The 19,890-nt window shown below is 57.3% G+C and carries 18 protein-coding genes; 7 read left to right on the top strand and 11 right to left on the bottom strand.

Annotated features, from left to right (window positions below; all coding sequences use genetic code 11):
• Positions 1 to 155: 155 nt before the first annotated feature.
• The 8 genes from HDG34_RS24625 to HDG34_RS24660 all read right to left on the bottom strand — a co-directional run bounded on the left by HDG34_RS24625 (position 156) and on the right by HDG34_RS24660 (position 9,521).
• Positions 156 to 365 carry a hypothetical protein gene (locus tag HDG34_RS24625; protein WP_102630917.1) on the bottom strand — a complete coding sequence of 70 codons (210 nt, stop codon included), beginning with the start codon at positions 363 to 365 and terminating at the stop codon, positions 156 to 158.
• Between the two features lie 282 nt (positions 366 to 647).
• A complete protein-coding gene (locus tag HDG34_RS24630) occupies positions 648 to 1,037 on the bottom strand; it encodes an EAL domain-containing protein (protein WP_184062870.1) in 390 nt (129 codons plus the stop codon).
• Positions 1,034 to 1,942: an EAL domain-containing protein gene (locus HDG34_RS24635; RefSeq protein ID WP_184062872.1), complete on the bottom strand. Its 909-nt coding sequence runs from the start codon at positions 1,940 to 1,942 to the stop codon at positions 1,034 to 1,036. The genes HDG34_RS24630 and HDG34_RS24635 overlap by 4 nt, the downstream gene beginning before the upstream one ends.
• Positions 1,943 to 2,021: 79 nt before the next feature.
• Positions 2,022 to 3,392, bottom strand: coding sequence for an FAD-binding oxidoreductase (locus HDG34_RS24640; protein ID WP_184062874.1), 1,371 nt, complete (start codon positions 3,390 to 3,392; stop codon positions 2,022 to 2,024).
• 1,822 nt (positions 3,393 to 5,214) lie between these two features.
• Positions 5,215 to 6,378, bottom strand: a complete 1,164-nt coding sequence (locus HDG34_RS24645; RefSeq protein ID WP_184062876.1) for an enolase C-terminal domain-like protein — start codon at positions 6,376 to 6,378, stop codon at positions 5,215 to 5,217.
• Between the two features lie 371 nt (positions 6,379 to 6,749).
• Positions 6,750 to 8,153, bottom strand: coding sequence for an MmgE/PrpD family protein (locus HDG34_RS24650; RefSeq protein ID WP_184062878.1), 1,404 nt, complete (start codon positions 8,151 to 8,153; stop codon positions 6,750 to 6,752).
• Between the two features lie 213 nt (positions 8,154 to 8,366).
• Positions 8,367 to 9,134 carry an ABC transporter substrate-binding protein gene (locus HDG34_RS24655; RefSeq protein ID WP_184062880.1) on the bottom strand — a complete coding sequence of 256 codons (768 nt, stop codon included), beginning with the start codon at positions 9,132 to 9,134 and terminating at the stop codon, positions 8,367 to 8,369.
• 84 nt (positions 9,135 to 9,218) lie between these two features.
• On the bottom strand, positions 9,219 to 9,521 hold the full coding sequence (locus HDG34_RS24660) for a hypothetical protein (RefSeq protein WP_260321317.1): 303 nt from the start codon (positions 9,519 to 9,521) through the stop codon (positions 9,219 to 9,221).
• A 905-nt stretch (positions 9,522 to 10,426) separates the two neighbouring features.
• Here HDG34_RS24660 and HDG34_RS24665 point away from each other — a divergent pair.
• The 7 genes from HDG34_RS24665 to HDG34_RS24695 all read left to right on the top strand — a co-directional run bounded on the left by HDG34_RS24665 (position 10,427) and on the right by HDG34_RS24695 (position 16,505).
• A complete protein-coding gene (locus HDG34_RS24665; RefSeq protein WP_260321318.1) occupies positions 10,427 to 10,990 on the top strand; it encodes an MFS transporter in 564 nt (187 codons plus the stop codon).
• A 247-nt stretch (positions 10,991 to 11,237) separates the two neighbouring features.
• Entirely contained in the window at positions 11,238 to 11,732 is a 495-nt protein-coding gene (locus HDG34_RS24670; protein WP_184062882.1) for an NAD/NADP octopine/nopaline dehydrogenase family protein, read from the top strand.
• A gap of 114 nt (positions 11,733 to 11,846) precedes the next feature.
• Complete coding sequence (locus HDG34_RS24675; RefSeq protein ID WP_184062884.1) at positions 11,847 to 12,626, top strand: ABC transporter substrate-binding protein; 780 nt, start codon at positions 11,847 to 11,849, stop codon at positions 12,624 to 12,626.
• Positions 12,627 to 12,943: 317 nt separating this feature from the next.
• On the top strand, positions 12,944 to 13,633 hold the full coding sequence (locus HDG34_RS24680; protein ID WP_184062886.1) for an ABC transporter permease: 690 nt from the start codon (positions 12,944 to 12,946) through the stop codon (positions 13,631 to 13,633).
• 4 nt (positions 13,634 to 13,637) lie between these two features.
• A complete protein-coding gene (locus tag HDG34_RS24685; protein WP_184062888.1) occupies positions 13,638 to 14,351 on the top strand; it encodes an ABC transporter permease in 714 nt (237 codons plus the stop codon).
• A 70-nt stretch (positions 14,352 to 14,421) separates the two neighbouring features.
• On the top strand, positions 14,422 to 15,216 hold the full coding sequence (locus tag HDG34_RS24690) for an ABC transporter ATP-binding protein (RefSeq protein WP_184062890.1): 795 nt from the start codon (positions 14,422 to 14,424) through the stop codon (positions 15,214 to 15,216).
• A gap of 143 nt (positions 15,217 to 15,359) precedes the next feature.
• Positions 15,360 to 16,505, top strand: a complete 1,146-nt coding sequence (locus HDG34_RS24695) for a porin (protein ID WP_184062892.1) — start codon at positions 15,360 to 15,362, stop codon at positions 16,503 to 16,505.
• A 361-nt stretch (positions 16,506 to 16,866) separates the two neighbouring features.
• On the opposite strand, the gene HDG34_RS24700 is transcribed toward HDG34_RS24695, so the two are convergent.
• The 3 genes from HDG34_RS24700 to HDG34_RS24710 are packed head-to-tail and all read right to left on the bottom strand — an operon-like array spanning position 16,867 to position 19,752.
• Entirely contained in the window at positions 16,867 to 18,258 is a 1,392-nt protein-coding gene (locus tag HDG34_RS24700; RefSeq protein WP_184062895.1) for an NAD(P)/FAD-dependent oxidoreductase, read from the bottom strand.
• A complete protein-coding gene (locus HDG34_RS24705) occupies positions 18,255 to 18,632 on the bottom strand; it encodes a (2Fe-2S)-binding protein (protein WP_409259537.1) in 378 nt (125 codons plus the stop codon). Before HDG34_RS24705 ends, HDG34_RS24700 begins: the two co-directional genes overlap by 4 nt.
• Positions 18,607 to 19,752 (bottom strand): FAD-binding oxidoreductase, encoded by a 1,146-nt coding sequence (locus tag HDG34_RS24710; protein WP_184062897.1) that lies wholly within the window; start codon positions 19,750 to 19,752, stop codon positions 18,607 to 18,609. The genes HDG34_RS24705 and HDG34_RS24710 overlap by 26 nt, the downstream gene beginning before the upstream one ends.
• Positions 19,753 to 19,890: the final 138 nt, after the last annotated feature.

The following is a 19,890-nucleotide window of genomic DNA, read 5'->3' on the forward strand; positions in this document are numbered from 1 at the left end:
TACACCAACAGACGCGCACCTTCGCTGAAAGTTGTTGCCCGATTCCAGTGGTTAATACACGCGTGTAACGGGCTGGGCATTCATTGCCTCCGCGGATCGTTGTCTGCCTTCCGCAGGACCATCCTTGCCCAGCGGGGACGCGATGACGACACCGTTCAGTGATTCCTTCCGAAGCATGCCACTGCGGCTTCAGCCGGCGCCAGGCCGGCGTGGAAGTAGCCCTGGAGACGTTTGATGATCGTCGCGTCAGGGTGATACGGCGGGCGCACGAAATTCGCTGCAACGGCTTCGTCGTACCAGGCGCACGTCCATACTTCCAGCTCGCGGGCGTACTCGGGCGTTAGCGGCTTCGATTTCTCAAACATTTCTGTACTCCACTCAATCCCGGACTTGCCCGGCTTTGATGGCCGGGTCGATCCTCTATCGCGCTGCACTTGCGGGAAACACTCCATCACGGAGGTTCGGACTCAGGCGGGAAGACGCATCAAGCGCGGTCATTGTCGCGGAAGAAGAAAATTGCTGGCGGGCCTGCAGGTCCGCGTGCCAGGGATGGGCTGTGTGACGACCGGCACGCCACTTCCAGGTTTGTACTGATAGATGTCGCTCATGACTTCTCCTTTCTCCCGCAGGACCTTCCATCTCGCGCATCAGTCCCGTTCGGGCTCAGACGCGGATCGTGTCAAACCGGCGGCGAAGATGGGCTCGAAGAGATATCCCTGAACCCAATGCGCGCCACAGGCCCGGGAGACGTGCAGGTCTTCCTCGTCCTCGACACGTTCGACCACCACCTGCGAAGCGCATGTTCGCGCCAGACGGATCAGCGCACCCAGATGTACTCGTGCGCACCCATTCGAGCGGGCCTGATGCAGATATCCACCATCGACTTTTGCAATGTCCACACCCAGTTCCATAAGACTCCGCACGGAACTGTAGCCTGCACCGATGTCATCGAGAGCGACGCGACATCCGAGCTGTTGCAGCGCCCGGACGAAGTCCACGACTGCGTCGATGTCGGTCAGCGGCGCGCTTTCCGTCAACTCGATGACGAGCCGTGCCGCGACCTGAGGTTCCCCGGCAAGGTTTCGATGACCGTCGACCGCCAGCCGCCGAGCGCTGCACTCTGAATCGACACGTTACAGCCTAGCGACATGCCCGGATGCGCACGCAGCGTATCGATCACGGTCGTCACGACCCATCTGTCGAGGCGGCTCACCAGTCCGAGCCGTTCGAGAGCGGGAATCCATTTGCCTACACTGACCGGTACGCCATCTCCGGTCCTGCACAACAACGCCTCCCAATAGCTGACGCTCTCCGTACCGGTCGCGCTGCAGACCTTCTCGTAGCGGAAGCACCACTCGTCGCGTTCCATCGCGCCTAGCAGTTCCCCGGCAATTTCCATGTCGCGCGCGTATCGGGTCCGCCCCTTTCTGGTGCCCATGCGCATCTCCGCGGATGCTTCTTTTTCGGGGTCGAACGGTGTGCCGTCGCAGGTCGGGATCGATGCACCGATGGCTGCGCGGATCAGGCCCATCGACGTGAACACCGGCGCGTCGCCCAGCGCCGCGACGACCGCATCGACGATGCTATGGTCGCTGCAAACTGCGTGAGCGTTCGCCAGGTCTTCAGGAACAGCACGGTCAATCAGAACGACAATCTGCTCTCCGCTGCGCGTCATGATGCCCGACTCCCGCGTACAGAAATCGCGAGCGCGCCTACATACAACATGCCTGACGGTCAGCGCGGTTGCGGTGCCGTAAGCGCTTTCAATGTGCGCGAGGTTACGGATTGACGCCACGATGCACAGTGGGTTCCCGCGTGCGGTGCTCTCGGACACCAGACTTTCCTTCGCTGCCTCGCATGTGCCCTGCACATTTTCCTCCTCCGCTATCGAAAGCGATCTGACCTCCGTTGGCCGGCGGACGAGCCGAAGGCGATTGCTCATCGCGGCACCGTAGGCCGCGATGCGTGACGGAAGGCAAGCTCGTGCACGCAGGCTGTTCTACCGCTCAGTGCTCCTCGAATCACTTCGAGACGTGCACGGCCAGAAGGTTCTTTAGCACTGCGCCGCAGCACAAAGGTGCACACATCCGGGTTATCAAGCGCGCTGCCGCTTGATCGGCGGCTCGCAAAACTGCCTCGCTGTTAGTACTTCTGCTGAACCTTTGGGAGCTGAGTTCGCTTTCATAGCTCGATGAGCCATTCGTCACCAGATCCGCAAGGATGCCCGCCGAGACGGCAGCCAGCGTGAGGCCCAGATGCCCGTGCCCGGTGGACACAAAGATGGAACGATGGCCTGGAACGCGCTCGATGACCGGCAAGGAGTCCGGTGTACTGGGGCGCTCACCGCTGCGTACCTCGAATCCTGGTCGAGCTCTGAGACCCGGCAGGGATTTGCGCACGCGATCCAGCGCGGATAACAGCAGGTCGGGCCGCGCTCGGAAACCTGGCAGCCCGAAGTGAATGAGGCCGGAAATCCTGGCTCCGCGTTCACTCGGCGTCAGAATCACGCCAAGGCCTGATAGCGAAACAGGCCTACTGATAAATCCGGGCTCGACGTCCAACTCGATGTGGTACCCGGTTTCGGCAACTAGCGGAATGCGATGATCGCAATCTGCCAGAAGCCGGTTCGAGTGTGCGCCGGTCGCGAGAACAACGGTTCCGGGTGAGTAGTCTCCCCGGGCACACTTCACGGCGACCTTTCCGCATCCTGCGCTATTAAGGCCCTGTACCCTGTCGAAGCACAGGAGCCCGCCGCGTTGGACAAATACGTCCGCAAGACTGGCAACAAACGCAGCGGTATCTGTCACGTGAGCCGCCCCTGCCAGGAAGGTAGCTCCGGCCGCACTTGGCCCAAGCGCGAGACGGCAAATCGCAGGCTCTAACGCGGCCAGTTCTCCGCCAGACACTATCCTGACAGCCGCGCCGAGCGACGTGCGAATCGAGTTCAGACATGTTGCCCGATCGACTTCGCAAGAGGAGAGATGAACCGCCAGGTGACCGCATCTGCTGAGGGGCGGCAGGTCCGAGCCAAGCAGCAGTTCGAGAGAACGAAGTGAGTCCCGACAGAGTTCATGAAGTAGGTCCGTGCCATGCCAGACGATGTCCGACCGCGTTGCTCTCGCGTATTGAACACACCACGAAAGCAGGCCTGGAGCTGATCGCCAATCGAGGGCGGCAGACGAACTAGCCTTGAAGAAAGCGGCGGGAAGCTCGGGAATGCGATAGTACGTGCTGGACGGGAATGCGCCTGGGTAGATCACGCCCGCACTGACAAAGCTGCAGCCCTGCGCGACAGACTGCCGGTCCAGCAGCATGACCTTCAACCCACGCTGTTGAAGTTCCAATGCCGCGGTGATCCCTATGACTCCCGCTCCAACGACGATTGCATCCAACTTGAGACTCCATGCCGTCACAAAAAACCGCGGTAACGAAATGTCCGGCTTCCTCGAGACAATTCCGCTTAGCCGATGTCGAGGGCCGGTGATGGTTAAACAAATCGGCGGTCGGCGGGCCGAAAGCCAGAACCCGCATCTAGCATCGCGCTTGCGTGCCACGCTTGCACCGTCGGCTCAATATCTGCGATACATGCTAATCCCGCACATTCTTGTCCCGCAGCGCAAGTTCACGACTTCGGAATATTGCTACTACAACGCGAGCCCACTGGATGCGGCGCCGTCCGCCCGTAGATTTCCCGAGGTGACTTGGGCGGTTAGTGCCAGAAATCGAGCTTTGCACATTTCCGTTGCAACAGCCACTGTGAGCAATAGATGGCCGATAATCGCGAATAGCCAGACCGCCCCTCGGATTAACGCAAAAAAAATGCGTTTTCTCAGACGTTCATCTTCCCGAACGCGCCACATCCTGTTCAGGATGAGTGACCGCTGAATCGTCTGAACTGCTCGCCGCCCAAGTGTTCACAGAAAGCGTCCACTCACGATCGTTGCGACGACGCAGAGCTCCCCGACCGATCCGGCAGGCTCCGCTGGCGCGTCGATTCGCGTGGGCATCGACCGCTGGCACGAACGTGGACGATCTTCCCTCTTTCTCTGACCGTCGAAATTCGCGTTGCACGCGTCACACTTACTGTCACAGGCCTCCCGCCCGGCAAGCCGAATCGGTGCGGATGTGGGCGGTTCGTGAGCAGGATTTTCGGACGGCTCCATATTCACCTCGATATGCTAAACATCCACACGTACTTTTCGCTGCACGCCGCGTAGCCGCGCGTGGCGCGGAACACGCATTCACCGGTTCCCGGCCGGCACGTGTTCGATGATCGCAGCGAACCGGCCACGCAACCACGATCAGGACGTGGAAAAACTGACCGCGATCAACGATCGCTCACCCACAGCACACGAAGAAAGTCCCTGGCGCATCGTCGGTGGCACCGACCGAGCTCTGAATGTTCAGCCTGACGCTTGTTTTCACCCTCAGTCCCGGGCATACGAAATCTCGGCGATGCGTATGGCAGGTCTCTCTGGATCGGGTGGAAAGACGCACCATTTTCCGTTTCGGTGTCGAAAAAAGAACATCACCCTTGACCCGCCTCCGTTGTCTGCGACGACGCAAACGTAACGTCCCGTGCTGGATCGTCCGTAATGGCTGACTCGAAATCCTCTCTTCGGGTCGGGCGCCAACCCTCCACCATATTTCTCAACGACATTCCCACAATCGTCATAACTTCCTCATCCTTTGTGAAGGTCATGGCCTGATCAATGAAGGCTTCATTTCCGTTCGGTTAGGCTAACGTCGGCATATTCGAATACCTATGTATGTAGCCGACCCGCTCTCGTCGGGATACGTCGGCAAGATTGCCGAACGGCATTGCGATTGGTTACGCGCTTTAGGCGCCTTCAGTACACTCTGTATAGCCACCGGCTCACAGCACCCGATCCGCGGCGAAGATCTGCGCACCGGGGCCAAACACGAATCTGATTCACGCGAATAACGCTCGTCGGATAGGAGTAGAGCCGGTGATAAATATCCCTCAAAGCGCATGACGTGCAATCCGCACTGCACTCAGGCACAGAATTAAGGGTCGCGCTCGCGCGAGCCTCCCACACGAGCGGTTTGCAAGCATCAGGTTGTCGATTCGCCTCCTTGTGGAGGCGAAGGGCCCTGAACCGGAGCAGTATCCTCAATCAGAATACTGCTAGCGGAGTCGGGCGTGTCTCGCATTCCGTCATGCTTTTCATCCGACATGCTGTTGTTGGCAATTCACTGTGGTGAGCGGCGAAGATGAAATCCACTTACCGCCATGCGACGCACATGGAACTCGTCTACCTCCACACCCAATCCCGCTCTCTCAGGAAGATGCACTACCCCCTTGCGCACGAATGAAGAAAAATCGGTCGGGTCCTCGGCGAGCCGTAACGTTGACATAAAGGCGTGGCCGACGTCGACGAGATTCCCTATGGTTACGGCGTGCTGCAATGACGCGGCTTGCGTCACGCCGAACTCGATCATCGAATTCATGTAGCAGGAAATCCCAAACGCCTGTGCTACCGCCACAATGCGCTGAGCGCGCAAAGGGCCTCCATTTTTGCTGCTCTTGACACTAAAGACACTAGCGGCACCGACGCTTGCAATCCGCGCCGCATGCGAGAGTTCAGCCACCGCTTCGTCCGCTGAGATCGCAAGCCTGCTGTCCCTGGCCAACAACGCCGCTCCCTCCAGATCAGACTTCTCCAACGGCTGTTCGACGAACGCAAGCCGGGAGCCACTAACTCCTTTCAGGAACTCACGAGCTTCCTCGCGGTTCCAGCCTTCGTTAGCGTCGGCGGTCAGCGTTATACGGCTCCCGTAACGCGCCTCCAGGTCAGCCACCCGTTGTATCTCGCTACGTATTGGCGACGTACCCATCTTTAACGCGAAGCTTGAGAATCCTTGCTCAATCCGCTGGTCGATCACGCGGATGTCTTCCTCGGATGTACCATTGCTGAGCGGCCAAACCACTGGAAGTGACTCCCGCAGCGCCCCGCCCAGTAGCGTTGCAACGGGGACACCGAGCCGCTTGCCGAGTATATCGAGCAGAGCCATCGTCACGGCCCCCTTGGCGCTGAGGTGTCCAGCGAGCCGTGTATCGAGTTCCTCGTCGATGCAACCGGGGGTGGGAGCCGAAGATGCCATGACTGCAGGCAGCAGTGTTTCCTTTAGGGCACGTGCAGCATCGCTTGCCGTGCCTCCGGTAAAGGAATCGTAAGGATTGGCCTCGCCCCAGCCCTCAACGCCATCGGCGTCCGTCAGTTTGAGCAATACGGCGCGTGTTGACACCAGTGTTCCTTCGGACAGCTTGTATGGGGTAACAAGCGCCGCCTCAATTTCGAACACCTCGGCTGCGACCACCCGTGCCATCGCATTAACGTCGGATCCATCTCGCATCACATTTCCTGGAAAAGGTCACAGACAGAAGATTAGTCATCTGCAGATCCGCAGGCGCTGTTTCTTCTATCAAATTTAATTACTGCGCTTAGCACCTGGTAGAAGTGCCGGTTTAATTGGCAGATGCCCAAAGCACGCACGAGAGTCGGGTGGCCCGCGCCAATCGCCTTTCGCGAAATATCAGCAGAGGCGATCATTCTCCAGTACCGGAAGCTTAGGATCCACTTCATGGTGGATGTGATCTCCCGGAAATGATTCGAATCGGCCTAAGCAAGCAAATCCTACGTCGTTTAAACGGCTCAAACCACACCCGCCAACCCATCATTAATTTTTCGGTGTAGATAGCTTCATACTTCTCCTACTAGAGATAACTAGCCTTCGTTGCTCGTGCGTCGGTCCACTTCGTCAAATCTCACCTCCGCGAGACAGGTCATCAAGCTTGACGCATTTCCCGCCCGGGCTTGGTGTACGGCCTCAACGATCTCGTTCTGCTGTGCCGGAAGGGCGACAAGGCGCGTCGCCATCTTGAACTTCGACTCGAGCTCCTGCCAGGTAACATGCTCGCCCTTGCCCTTCGGAACGGTATCTCCAGAGCTAAACGTTCCGCTGCCACACGTGATAGTCACGCGCGATAGCGTTTGCTGCGGATATACCGCTTCAATATCTGCGCTACACGACAGCAAAACTCTTCGAGCAAGAGCAGATACGTCATTGCGATTCAGAGCCCCCCCACTGAGTGGCAGCAAGACCTGCGGCCCGAAAAGAGCTACGAGTGCGAGACAGTAGGGGATGCTATATTGGATGTCCGGCAGATTTTGGGGCTCACACCTGTTTTCAAGACGCATTGCGTCGTCGTAAATTTCGACTTTAATTTCTTGAATATCTGGCGCTTTGATTTTGTTCTTTGCCATTAACTCCTGCAGCGCATCCAGCGGACCATGGATGTGTCGGCAGCAGGAATAGAATTTGAAATAGCTATCCCTGATGCGTGAACCGGAACGAATAACCTCGTCGAGATCAACGGGAAACTTGTAATGACGAACACTATCGAGAATATTTCGTGGTCCGGTCATGCCCTTCTGAGCCGCCTCCAGGGCATTTAGGCCTGTTACGACAGACCAAGGAATCCCCTCCTTTACGTCACTGCCTTCGGGGAGCGGGTCATGGGGCGCAGGAGCACTCATAAGCGCGCAGTTCGGCGCCGCTTCCCCCGCAATTGCAAGTGCGTGCGCCAATACACGTCTGCCGATGTCACGGAGCGCGCCCGCTGTCGCGACTACAGCATAGGGAGCCCAAGTTCCGGTCGTACCATAGGATGTGCGCGCGGTAGCGATCGTCGCACCGACCTGGTAGCCGATAACAATGGCTCGCACGATTTCGTCGAATGTCGCGCCGACTTCATGGGCCACGGCGAAAGCGGTGGGAATAACCGCCGCTCCGAGATGGCCGCGCGCCACTGGATCCCCGTCGTCAACATCGAGCGCCGAAGCGGCGGCGCTGTTCGCCCAGGCGGCTCCAATGACGGAACTGGCGGCGCCTGTGAACCAGATCTGTACGCGCCCACGCCGAAAGGTTTCCAGAGCTAAGTCGCGGCTGACGACCGCGATCTGCTCATAGATGCCTGCCCCAGCCGCACTTATGAGATCAAAAATATGCATTATGGCGACATCCGAAACGTGCTGCGGAACAGGCCTGTCTCGAGCCTCTTCGACATAGGATGCGAACAGGTCGACGACTGTAGTGTGCGGGTCCCGATATGCCACCGGCGACTTCATAGCTGCTTCCTCTTCATAGGGTCCTTCCTCGTATCATGCACGGCTCTTCGAGATTTCTCTCCCGAACCTTCTTCGCTTTGCTCAATGAGCTCGTTCCTGCTTTCCATTGTGCGAGATTTCTCCGCAGAAGTTGCGCGGGTGTGCAGTAATCTCGATATATAGTCGCTTTTGGTCCCAAGCACGCGAAACTCCACGTTGGAATTGGCGGGAATTTCAGGGAGTCACGATCTGATACGGAAAATACTTTTTGGCAATCTTGCTGAGCGTGCCATCTTGTTTCAAGGAGGCGATAGCCTCGTTAAGGCGAGCTTTGAGCTCCGGATCCTGCTTGCGGACGCCGAAAGCAACTCCGCGGCCAAATATCTTCTCATCGGTCAGTGGCGGGCCAACCAGCGCAAACCCTTTGCCTTCGGGCTTGTTCAGAAAATTGTCCTCCGCGCTTTGCTGCGACTGCAAGGCAGCATCAATTCGACCGGCGGCCAAGTCCGCGTATACCTGGGTTTGACTCGGATATGTAACTACGACAGCGCCACCCGGCGCCCACTTCTGTTCTGCGTAATATTGCTGCGTTCCACCTTGTTGAACACCGACGCGCTTGCCTTTGAGCGATTCTACGTTCGGCAGGATGTGACTGTCCGAGCGCGCCACCAAACGGGCCGAGGTCGCGTAAATAACGGATGTGAAATCAATTACTTTTTCGCGCTGTTCCGTGGCCCACATGTCCGAATTGATGGCGTCAAACTTGCGCGCCTCAAGAGCGGGAATGAGGCCATCGAACGAACTTTCAACCCATTTGCATTTGACCTGCAGTTTCGCGCAAATAGCATTGCCGATGTCAATATCGAAACCTGCCAATTCTCCGCTTGGCAGCTTATATTCAAACGGCGGATAGTCTGCTTCAGTGCCGAAGCGCAGAGTATCTGTGGCGCACGCAGAAGACGCCAGCAGGCAAAGCACAGTGGAGGCTACCAGTTGTCTCATCTCCGCTCCTTTCTTTATATATCGAATTTGTGATTGGTTAAGCTATTCATTTAAAACGTACGACTTTTCGGTAGTACTTTTGGCTCAGTGCGAGCCGCCCAGTGACGTGGTTGCACCCAGTGCGGCGAGAAGCGTGATCGGTTCCAACTCTGCATTCCGCATGTCACGCGCAAGTGATCCTTTCGGATTGTCATTGGCGCGGATCCCAAGACCGTCAGCAAAGAAAACCATGTCGAGATGCGCCGCTTCCGCCTTGCGGGCCGTGTTTAGGAAATGTGCAAAGCTCAGCGCTCCGTCCGCCGGCACATCCGGATGCCTCCGGCCGGCAACGTGATAGCCGAGATATCTCATCAAGAGGCCGAGCCTCATTTTTCCGTCTTTAGTCATTGGATGCGCTCCCATTCTTGGACTGGTCCGCCCGGAACATGGCGGCATGGGTGAATGTTCGCGCTTCACCGTCCGATAAACAATGTCGCCAAAGGCGGTCGTCTATTTGAAAAGTGGATAAGGGTATTCCCTGACTTCGTTGAGGCGAGGCTGAAACTGGCCCGATGTACTGCCCATGCGAAAAACCCTGCATCGTTATCGGTGTGCGCGGTGCCTGTCTCATTGCTGCGCTTCGCGCCCTTGGGGCGACATCGTTGCCAGCCTTCGGCAGGTGCAGCGCGACGGTGGTGCCGGCCCTATCGACGCCCGTGGGCCTGCTCCGTGCGCCGTACCGCACCGGCATCCGACGCGTGTTCGCCGAGTCAAGGCCTGCTCGGTCCATAGTCGCGGCTGGCATTAAGTTCGTTCAGCGAGGCCACTGAATTGCAGAGCCGAGCCATATGGGGGGGAAAACCCCCTATACGCATTTCGAATACCGGACCTATTTTGACGGCATTGTGTCGTTCACGTCGGCAGCACACCATCCTGCTCATGCCGCTCATGCCGCTCATGCCGCTCATGCCGCTCATGCCGCTCATGCATTGTCGGGTGGCGTAATCCGCAATTGAGGTGTCGAAATGATGAAAGACGGAAAATGAGGCTCGGCCTCTCGAAGAGATATCTCGGCGATCATGTGGCCGGGTGGCGGCACTCGTCGGTCCGCGCCGATCCAGGTGCGCGGCCCGCTGAATTGCGCATACATCGTTCAGGCGGCCGCGTCCTGGGCCGGCCGGCAGCTTGCGGCGCACTGTGCCGACGTCCCCATGTACTAAAAGATCGGGCCGCTCGCCCTGCTGCGCGCAACGATTCGATCCTCCATATCGCTTGTCCTGCATAAGCTTGTTGTTTTAAATCGCGGCGCGCGCATGGCGCGTCTCTATAACGGCTCCGGCGGCAACAATCCGACCGGCGCCGACTGCAAAGGAGATAAGATGCCGAACAGAACCAACACCCTTGACGCCGGTGTCTGCGCGACGCCCGTAAAAAATTCGGTCCGCGATGTCATCGCCGCCAACTTCGGCACGTTTTTCGAATGGTTCGACCTGCTCGTATACGCGATGTTCGCAATCACCGTGTCCAAGCTGTTCTTTCCGACCGGGGACGAACAATCGGCGCTGTTGCTCAGCCTTCTCACCTTCGCTAGCTCGTTCCTCATCCGGCCCGTCGGTGCAATTATCCTCGGGGTCGTCGCAGATAAGTACGGTCGGCGATTCACGCTAAGCCGCACGGCGTTCCTGATGCTGTGCGGCACTGCGTCGATTAACCTCGTGCCGACATACGACAAGATCGGCGTGCTCGCGCCGGTGATTCTAGTGGCGAGACGCCTGCTGCAAGGCTTTTCGGCGGGCGGCGAGTTCGGAGCGGCCAATTCCTTCCTCACCGAACAGGATGTGAACAGCAGGGGGTTTTTCGGTGGCTTGCAATGGTAGACGTCAGGTCTCGCCGTACTGGCGGCGTCGCTATTCGCCTACGGCGCGAATCGTTATCTGTCGCCGCAACAGATCGATTCGTGGGGCTGGCGTCTGCCATTTTGCTATCTCATATGCGAAGAACGTGTAGGTGACGTTTCGTTTGCCCTCTCCTAAACAGCGATGGGTTCGGGCTTGGGCTGAGAAATCTATTACATAACCGCCTAGGTCGTGCACGGTCAGTGGACTATTTCAAGGTGGAAGGCACATGCAAGTGACAATCGTAGGAGCCGGCGCAATCGCTTTGGGTTATGCGGCGTATCTCATACAGAATGGACATAAACCGAAAGTCTGGTCTCCATCGGGAGCCCGTCTAGACCAGGAGACACTTACCATTGCAGCAGCATTCGGAAAGTCAGTGAGAACGACCTTTGATCATTGCAGGCTGTCTTTTGGCGTGGTTGGTGACTCATTTTCGGCAATATCGGAGCAACTTGTCCGGCAAGGGAGTGATCCGCCCGGCCCGAGAGACATCGCCACACGCTACGTGCTCGAAGAAGTGCCGTTCGGGTTGGTACCGACGCTTCGACCCGCCGAACTGGCTGGGGTGAGAGCGCCCTTGCACGAGGGCGGCGTGGCAATTCTCGGCACCTGTTACGGTCGGTACTTTGTGGCGGACAACGACATTCTTCCCGAGATTGGACCGCTTCAAATCGACACCCTCAAGAGGCTTGTAGTCGACGGCTATGCCGTTCCAACCTAGATGCCATTACATCCGGCGCTGCGCTCGAGAAGCGTCCGAGTCCGAGGCCACCGACGCAATAAAAGCAGAAGTACTATGCCGCAAATCCAGACTTGGAATTTATGAGAAACCAAAATGAAGATTAAAACGCTGCTGGTCGCCCTGTGCGCAACGTCCATTCCATTTGCGGCATTCGCGTACGATGGAAAGGAACTTAAGTTCGGAGTCGACAGCGCTTACCCGCCGTTTGAGTCGAAAACCCCGAGTGGCGATCTCGTTGGATTTGACATCGATCTGGGTAATGCAATTTGCGAGAAGCTCAAGGTGAAGTGCGTCTGGGTTGAAAACTCGTTCGACGGCATGATTCCCGCGTTGCAGGCGCGCAAGTTCGACGCGATCAATTCGTCAATGTCGCAGACCGGGAAGCGCGCGAAGGCAATCGATTTCAGCCACAAGATATACGCCAACTTCGAAGCGCTGGTTGTAAGGCGCGGCTCGGCTCTGGTGGCAATGCCCGAATCGCTCAACGGAAAGCATATCGGAGTCTTGCAGGGAAGCACACAGGAAGCCTATGCACGGAAGCATTGGACGAATGGAGTTGACATTGTGCCCTACCCTTCGCAAGACCAGGTGTGGAATGACCTCGCGGATGGGCGGCTCGATGCAGCACTGGTTTCGGGGCCAACGGCTGAGTCGGGATTCCTGAATACTGCGCAGGGTCGTGATTTCGGTTTCGCGCGAGGTCCGGCCATCAAGGACGAAAGCATCTTCGGCCCGGGCGTAAGCATCGGTATCAGGAAAGGCGACAAGGCCCTGCTTGACGCAGTCAACGGCGCTATCGATAGCATCCGGAAAGACGGCACCTACGACAGGATTTCAAAGAAATACTTCAGCTTCGACATCTATGGCGGCTGACGTGCCTGCAACTATCCAGATAGAACTTGCGAAAACGTCGGCCGAGTTTGGTGCCAATCGCCAGCGGCCAAAGTCCGGCATTTGGAGACCGTCAGGCTAACCAATGGCCATCGGAAAAGGGGCCGTTACCTATTCTGTTCTCCCACGCCTTTGTTGAAGGAGATGTGGGACAAGACGCTGCTGCGTGCCCGGTGAGTGCCCCTTCCGAGCCGCCGCGATTTTCCTTGCCGCCTGGGTGACTGAATGGTTGCCGCACAACAGAGATGCGAAAGCTTTCGGCTCGCCGTTTTCTACCTATAACAAGCACGGAGACGCATGTGTTTCTATTCGGATTTGGTCCGCAGTTGCTGGCCGGCACTGTGCGGACAATTGAATTGTCGATGCTCTCGCTAGCGGCCGCGGTTGTCCTTGGCCTCATGGGCGCCGTCGCGAAGCTCTCGCTAAATCGTGGTTTTCGCGCAATCGGCTCAGCGTACACGACCTTGATACGATCGGTACCAGACCTTGTCCTGATGCTCCTTGTCTTTTACAGCATCCAGATCGCGGTCAACAATCTTACCGACGCCCTGGGTCTCGCGCAATTTGACATCGACCCGTTCGCGGCAGGCGTCCTGACACTCGGCTTCATCTATGGAGCCTACTTCACGGAAACCTTTCGGGGCGCATTCCTTGCAGTGCCGCGCGGTCAACTGGAAGCGGGCGCCGCCTATGGAATGAATGGGGTTCTTATTTTCCGGCGCATCCTGTTTCCTCAAATGATGCGCTTCGCACTTCCGGGCATCGGCAACAACTGGCAGGTTCTGGTCAAGGCGACTGCGCTGGTCTCCATTATCGGCCTGGCAGACGTCGTAAAGGCCACACAGGATGCGGGTAAGAGCACGTTCAAAATGTTCTTCTTTGTCATGTGTGCCGCGCTCATCTATCTCGCGATGACAACCATCTCCAATTTCATGCTGTTCAGGCTCGAGAAACGATTCTCGACTGGCGTTCGTCACGCGGAACTCTAGGCTCATGATCGATATCCTTAACCAGTTCTGGCGCGCTTTCCTGTATTGGGACGGGCAGCGCGTCTCCGGCCTCGCCGTCACCCTCTGGCTGCTGGTGGCATCTCTCGTAGTCGGCTTTTTGATGGCGGTGCCCCTCGCGGTGGCTCGTGTCTCCACGAATCGATGCATAAGCATGCCCGTGCGTTTCTACACGTATGTCTTCCGGGGCACACCGTTGTACGTGCAATTGCTTCTGATCTATACGGGTATTTATAGCTTCGACTTTATTCGGTCGCATGAGCTTACCGATGCCTTCTTTCGAAGCGGTTACCACTGCGTAACTGTTGCGTTTGCGCTTAATACGTGCGCCTACACGACCGAGATATTCGCTGGCGCGATGCGCTCGATGTCTCACGGTGAAGTTGAGGCAGCACGCGCGTACGGAATGAACTGGTTCACCCTGTACAGACGCATCATCATCCCTTCCGCGTTGCGAAGGTCCCTGCCTCTCTACAGCAACGAGGTGATCCTTATGCTGCATGCCACCTCGGTTGCTTTCACGGCGACCGTGCCCGATATCCTGAAGGTCGCCCGCGATGCCAACTCAGCAACCTACCAGTCGTTCCAGGCATTTGGTATTGCCGCGCTTCTTTACCTGACCATCTCTTTCGCGCTGGTTGCTGTGTTCCGGCGTGCTGAACGCCACTGGCTCGGCTACCTCGGACCGCGTGCTCACTAAGCTTGCACGTTGGTGTCCAGCCAAGGTGTCCGACACACCGGTGCTTTAAACGTAACGATAAGGGATCAGAATGTTGAGGCGCACGACTCAGACAGAAACTTGCAAGTTAGAAGTTCATGACATCCATAAACGCTTCGCAGACCACGAGGTGCTCAAGGGCGTGTCCCTGAAGGCAAACAAGGGTGACGTTATCAGCATCATCGGGGCAAGTGGCTCGGGAAAGAGTACGTTTCTTCGTTGCATCAACTTTCTTGAGCGACCGAACTCCGGGCGCATCTCGGTCGATGGCGAAGCCGTAAAGACGCAGTCCAATAAATCCGGCTATCTCGACGTCGCGAACCCGAAGCAGCTGCAGCGTATCCGGACGAAACTCTCGATGGTGTTCCAGCATTTCAATCTCTGGGCGCACATGAACGTTCTCGATAACATTGTTGAGGCGCCGATATATGTGCTCGGGCTGCCGCGTCGCGAGGCCGAAGAGCGCGCGCGTGAATACCTGGAGAAAGTCGGACTCGCGCCGCGCGTGGAGAAGCAGTATCCCTCGCATCTCTCCGGAGGGCAGCAGCAACGTGTCGCGATTGCGCGCGCGTTGGCGATGAACCCTGACGTGATGCTGTTCGATGAACCAACATCTGCACTCGACCCGGAGCTGGTAGGTGAAGTTCTCAAGGTAATGCAAAAGCTCGCAGACGAAGGACGCACAATGATTGTGGTTACGCATGAAATGGGGTTCGCCCGCAACGTATCAAATCATGTAGTGTTTCTTCATAAAGGACGCACGGAGGAAGAGGGGCTTCCTGAGGAAGTATTGAGCAAGCCGTGCAGCGAACGACTCAGGCAGTTTCTCTCTGGCAGCCTGAAGTAGCCCGCGACCGTGAGAAAACTGCCGGCGACGTCTTATTTTTCGTCAGTATTACTGATAGATCGGATACGAATCAGGCGTGGTTAATTTGGGTCCGTCGACAAGGACGTTTTCACGTAGTTATATTTTAATATTCGGAGACTTTAATGAAAAAAATCACACTTGCTGTACTTTTTATCTCCACTATCGCAACTCCGGTATTCGCTCAATCTACTGTGACGCTTTACGGTCTGATTGATGAAGGCTTCGGTTACACCAACAATGTCGCAGGTTCGAAAGTATATGAACTCCAGAGCGGCTACGCTCAAGGTAGCCGCTGGGGTCTTAGAGGAACAGAGGGTCTTGGCAGCGGGCTGAGCGCGATTTTCAAACTGGAGAACGGCTTCAATGCCAACAATGGTCGACTCGGGCAAGGCGGGCTGATGTTCGGCCGTCAGGCATACGTCGGAATTTCCTCGAATCAGTTCGGTTCCGTGACATTGGGTCGACAGTATGATTCGGTCGTCGACTACCTGGCGCAGACCACCGCGAACGGCAACTGGGCGGGCTACCTTTTTTCGCACCCCTATGACAATGACAACACGGACAACAGTTTCCGCGTAAACAATACCGTAAAGTACACCAGCCCGACGATCGCAGGGTTTCAGTTTGGCGGCACGTATAGCTTCTCGAACGATACGAACTTTGCCAACAATCGGCAATACAGCCTCGGTGCGCAGTACACCACCGGTGGACTGCTTCTCGCGGCGGCGTATCTGCAGGCCAACAATCCATCGGCTACAGCCGGCGGTGCGATCAATAATGAAGGCGACGAGAACTTCGTAGGAAGCAAATTGCGTATTTTCGGCGCAGGCGCGAGCTACACCTTCGGGTCCGCTAATGTTGGTGTCGCGTACACGAACACGTACGTAGCTAATCCGACTGCATCCGGATACGTCGGTGACATTACCCCGGCCGCAGGCACGCTTTCCAGCCTGCGCTTTCAGAATTTCGAAATAAACGGCAAGTATCAGTTCACCCCGGCGTTCTATGCGGGGGCCATGTACACATACACGCGAGTCGACTTCAACAGTACCGCAGGCAAGCTTAACCCAAGCTACCAAATGGTTGGTTGGATGGCCGATTACAACCTGTCCAAACGCACCGATCTATATGTTCAGGGCGTCTATCAGCACGTTGGCGGCGACCGGACCGGAACTGTGCTCGACTTCGCTTATGTGCCAGGTGCCGCTGACGTGTCGTCGAGCCAGAACCAGGTCGTCGCTCGTGTCGCCATTCGTCACAAATTCTGAGCATGCCATGTGGCCGTAGCTTGAACTTCTTACAATGTACGAACGTCCCGCAGCCAGATGTTCGCAACCGCGATGCGGGACTTGTCCGTTCCGACGGCCTTCAGATAAGGGATCCGAAATTCGCGGGCAACGTCAGTCAGACCCGATAGAAACGCAAAGCCATTCACCACCAAAGCTTTGCTCAGCCTTCCAGTAATTCCTTGACGGATTATCATAAAATTCCCTTTTTTAAAAATCAGGATTCAGTCGCCGTGAACGTCGTAGATGAAGCGCGTCTTCCCGGGTCTGTCGTAACTGCTGTCCGTGTGGATCGTAGCGATTACATTGCTGATTGCGGCATCCTGTTTCAACGTTGCACGTGTTATTCGGCATGGTCGCCAATTGACGCCAACTGCCCAAGTGTAAGAGGTTTTATGGGTGGTCTGATCCGGTAGTAGCCGACGACTTCCGGGGAGACACGACGCTCTCGCGCGATGATCTCCGTGACTGTCAGCCCGCATAGTCGGCCCTGGCAGGGGCCCATACCACATCGATTGAACGCCTTGGTCTGGTTGGGACCAACGCATCCAAGCGCTACCGATTGCCGGATCTCGGCTGCCGTGACCTCCTCGCATCTACAGACCAGTACGTCATCTGCCGGAATTCGTGTTCCGTCGCAAGGTCGATATAGCGCATCGAGAAACGGCCGTACGCTAAGATGCCCGGCATGCTCCGAGCGTGAGCTGTCGAGCCGCTTATCAAACTCACGTCTTTCGATCCTGCCGTGACGGCGGCCTATCTCAAGCCCACAGATCTGTCCTTGCGTCGCCGCGGCCTTCGCGCCAGCGATGCCGCCACCATCGCCTGCAACGAAAACGTCTGGCACGTCCAGCTCGAAGACGTCGTTGCGGTCCGGAACCCAGCACAGTTGGTTCGTGTCCCAATGATGCGATGCCTGAAGCGACCAGGTGATTTGCGTATTTGGCACAATCCCCTGATGCAGAAGTATCAGTGGAGCATCAATGCGTTGACGCTTCTTGCTCGCTATGAAGGTCAGTGCTGTGGCAACCGGCTCGCCTTCAACACGCAGCTCTGTTGCACCTCGGTATACTGGTACGCGTGCCCTTCTGAGCGCTCGCAACAAGTTGAGGCCTTTCGTCAAGTCGCGCCATCCCAATAGGGCGCTCGACCAATGTTTCGCCGCTCTGAATTTGTCTGCAAGACCAGTCGTCTCCACGAAGGCCCGGATGGGCACGCCCGCACGCAAGTACTGCCAGGCAAGCAGATAGAGTAGTGGTCCACAGCCTGCGAGCACGACCGGCTGCCTAGGTACCGTGCCAGATGCTTTCAGCAGAATCTGCGCGGCGCCGGCGGTCATCACTCCAGGTGTAGTCCAGCCGACAATCGGAAATGGTCTTTCCATGGCGCCCGTGGCGAGCACAACGTGACGCGCCACCAGGGACTTGCTCTGCCCTTGCTGCGTGTAATGTACCGCATGCTCTCTGCTCACAAACCATACTTGGGCACCGGTTACATGACGGACATTGCTTGCGGACAAAGCCACAGCGATAGTGCTTCCAGACGCGTAGTCCGGCCCTAGCAAGTCAATGCGTTTGTCGTCAGCGCGGGTAATAGACCGATAGATCTGGCCGCCAACTGCCATTTGTTCGTCAAGCAGCACAACCTTAAGTCCCGCCTGCGCGGCGGTGGTCGCGGCACTCATGCCTGCTGGTCCTGCACCGACAACTACGACATCAACTGATTCTGGCATCATTGACGCTGCCCCTTTCCACCAATCGTGCTTGCTGACTCAGCGCTGAATTCGGCCAGCACCTGCCGCACGCCTTCTTGTGACCGAATGACCATGCCGTCACGCGCGCTTTCGAGACAGCTCTGGCAGTTCGGAGTCGCGTCGATCTCGACCAGACACTCGAAGCAAACACCCATCATGCAATAGGGTGCCCGCGGGGATCCGCTCACAGGCGTACTGCGGAAACGTCGAACACCCGCACCAAGGAGCGCGGCAGCCAGGTTCATTCCGTCAGGCACCTCATAAGGTACATCGTTGAAGGTAATGCGCACCTTTGGACCTTGCGCAACCGGCAGTTGCTCGAAGAGCGGTTCAATCGACATGGGAAAATGATTCATATTGATTTCGGAAGCGATCCGCGGCAAACGACTGGAAATTCGGAACTCGCCGTTCGCCGGTTGTCCAACCCGCAAGCCGCAGCGCGTGCGCCGCGGCAAGCGTTACCCCGCTATGGCAGCTGATATTGAAGGCCCCGGGACAGATCGCGGACTCCTCGTAGATCGGGAATCCATCCGGAGTCATCACGCGGAGAGCCCCCCATGCCCGCACGAGCCGAACTTCACGAAGCAGTGGAAAAGCTTTCACCCCGCGCGTTGCTATTTCCGAGAGCACGTCCGTTGTGACACCGTTATCGAAGCCGACGTTCTCAAGTGAGTCGCCCAATTGGACGGTGCCTTCATCCGTCTGCCGCACTGTGGCGGTTGGGAAGCGAAGGAACGTCGCGACGCGCTCGCTTATGAGGACTTGACCGCGTATTGGCACGACGGCAGCCTGTAATCCGACCATGGGCGCAAGGTCCTTGTTGCCCAGACCCGCAGCGAGCACGACCCGTGCAGAGCACCAGTGCCCCCGCTGTCCGCATACAACGAATCCGCCGGGTTGGGAGTCAATGCGCACCACCCTCTCGGAGTTAACGAGGTGTGCTTTGCGGTTGGTCAAGCCTCTTCGTAAGCCGAGCAGTAGCTTTAGCGGATTCACGTGACCGTCCATCGGCGTATACGTTGCGCCAGCGATGGACCCGCCAATTTCCGGTATCCGGGCCTTCAGGTCCGCGCGGCCGAGAACCTCGAAAGGATAGTCGCCACCGGCGTCGTTCGATAGCCGCAGCAGCTGCTTTCCACGCTCCTCGAGCTCGCCATCTGAGAAACACAAATCAAAACCGCCCGGCTGCAGCAACTGCACGTCCACGCCGGTTTCATCGCGCAAGGCGTCGGCGAATGATGGCCAGAGCGCCGCGGATTCCCGGGTCCATGTAGTGTACGCGGGTTGTCCGATACCTTTGCCCTGCACCCAGACCAGGCCGAAGTTGCCCGCCGACGCGCCGAACGTGTCGTCCCCCTCGTCAATAACGAGGACTTGAGCGCCCTCGCGGGCGATGCCATAGGCGACAGCAGACCCGACCAACCCACCGCCGACGACAATCGCATCGTAGGAGCCCGTCAAATGGTGTGTCTTCATACTGCGTCCTCGCGCAAGATAACGATTCCTCGCCGTAGCTCGCCCCTCCTGTATGCGCCTCGCGCAGCAGAGAAAAAAGCATCGGCTTTGCCTGAAGCGTCTTCGCTACCAACGAGCCACGTGCGTAGTAGTACGGAT

Origin of the sequence: Paraburkholderia sp. HC6.4b, assembly GCF_014200875.1 — a bacterium.
Classification (GTDB): domain Bacteria; phylum Pseudomonadota; class Gammaproteobacteria; order Burkholderiales; family Burkholderiaceae; genus Paraburkholderia; species Paraburkholderia tuberum.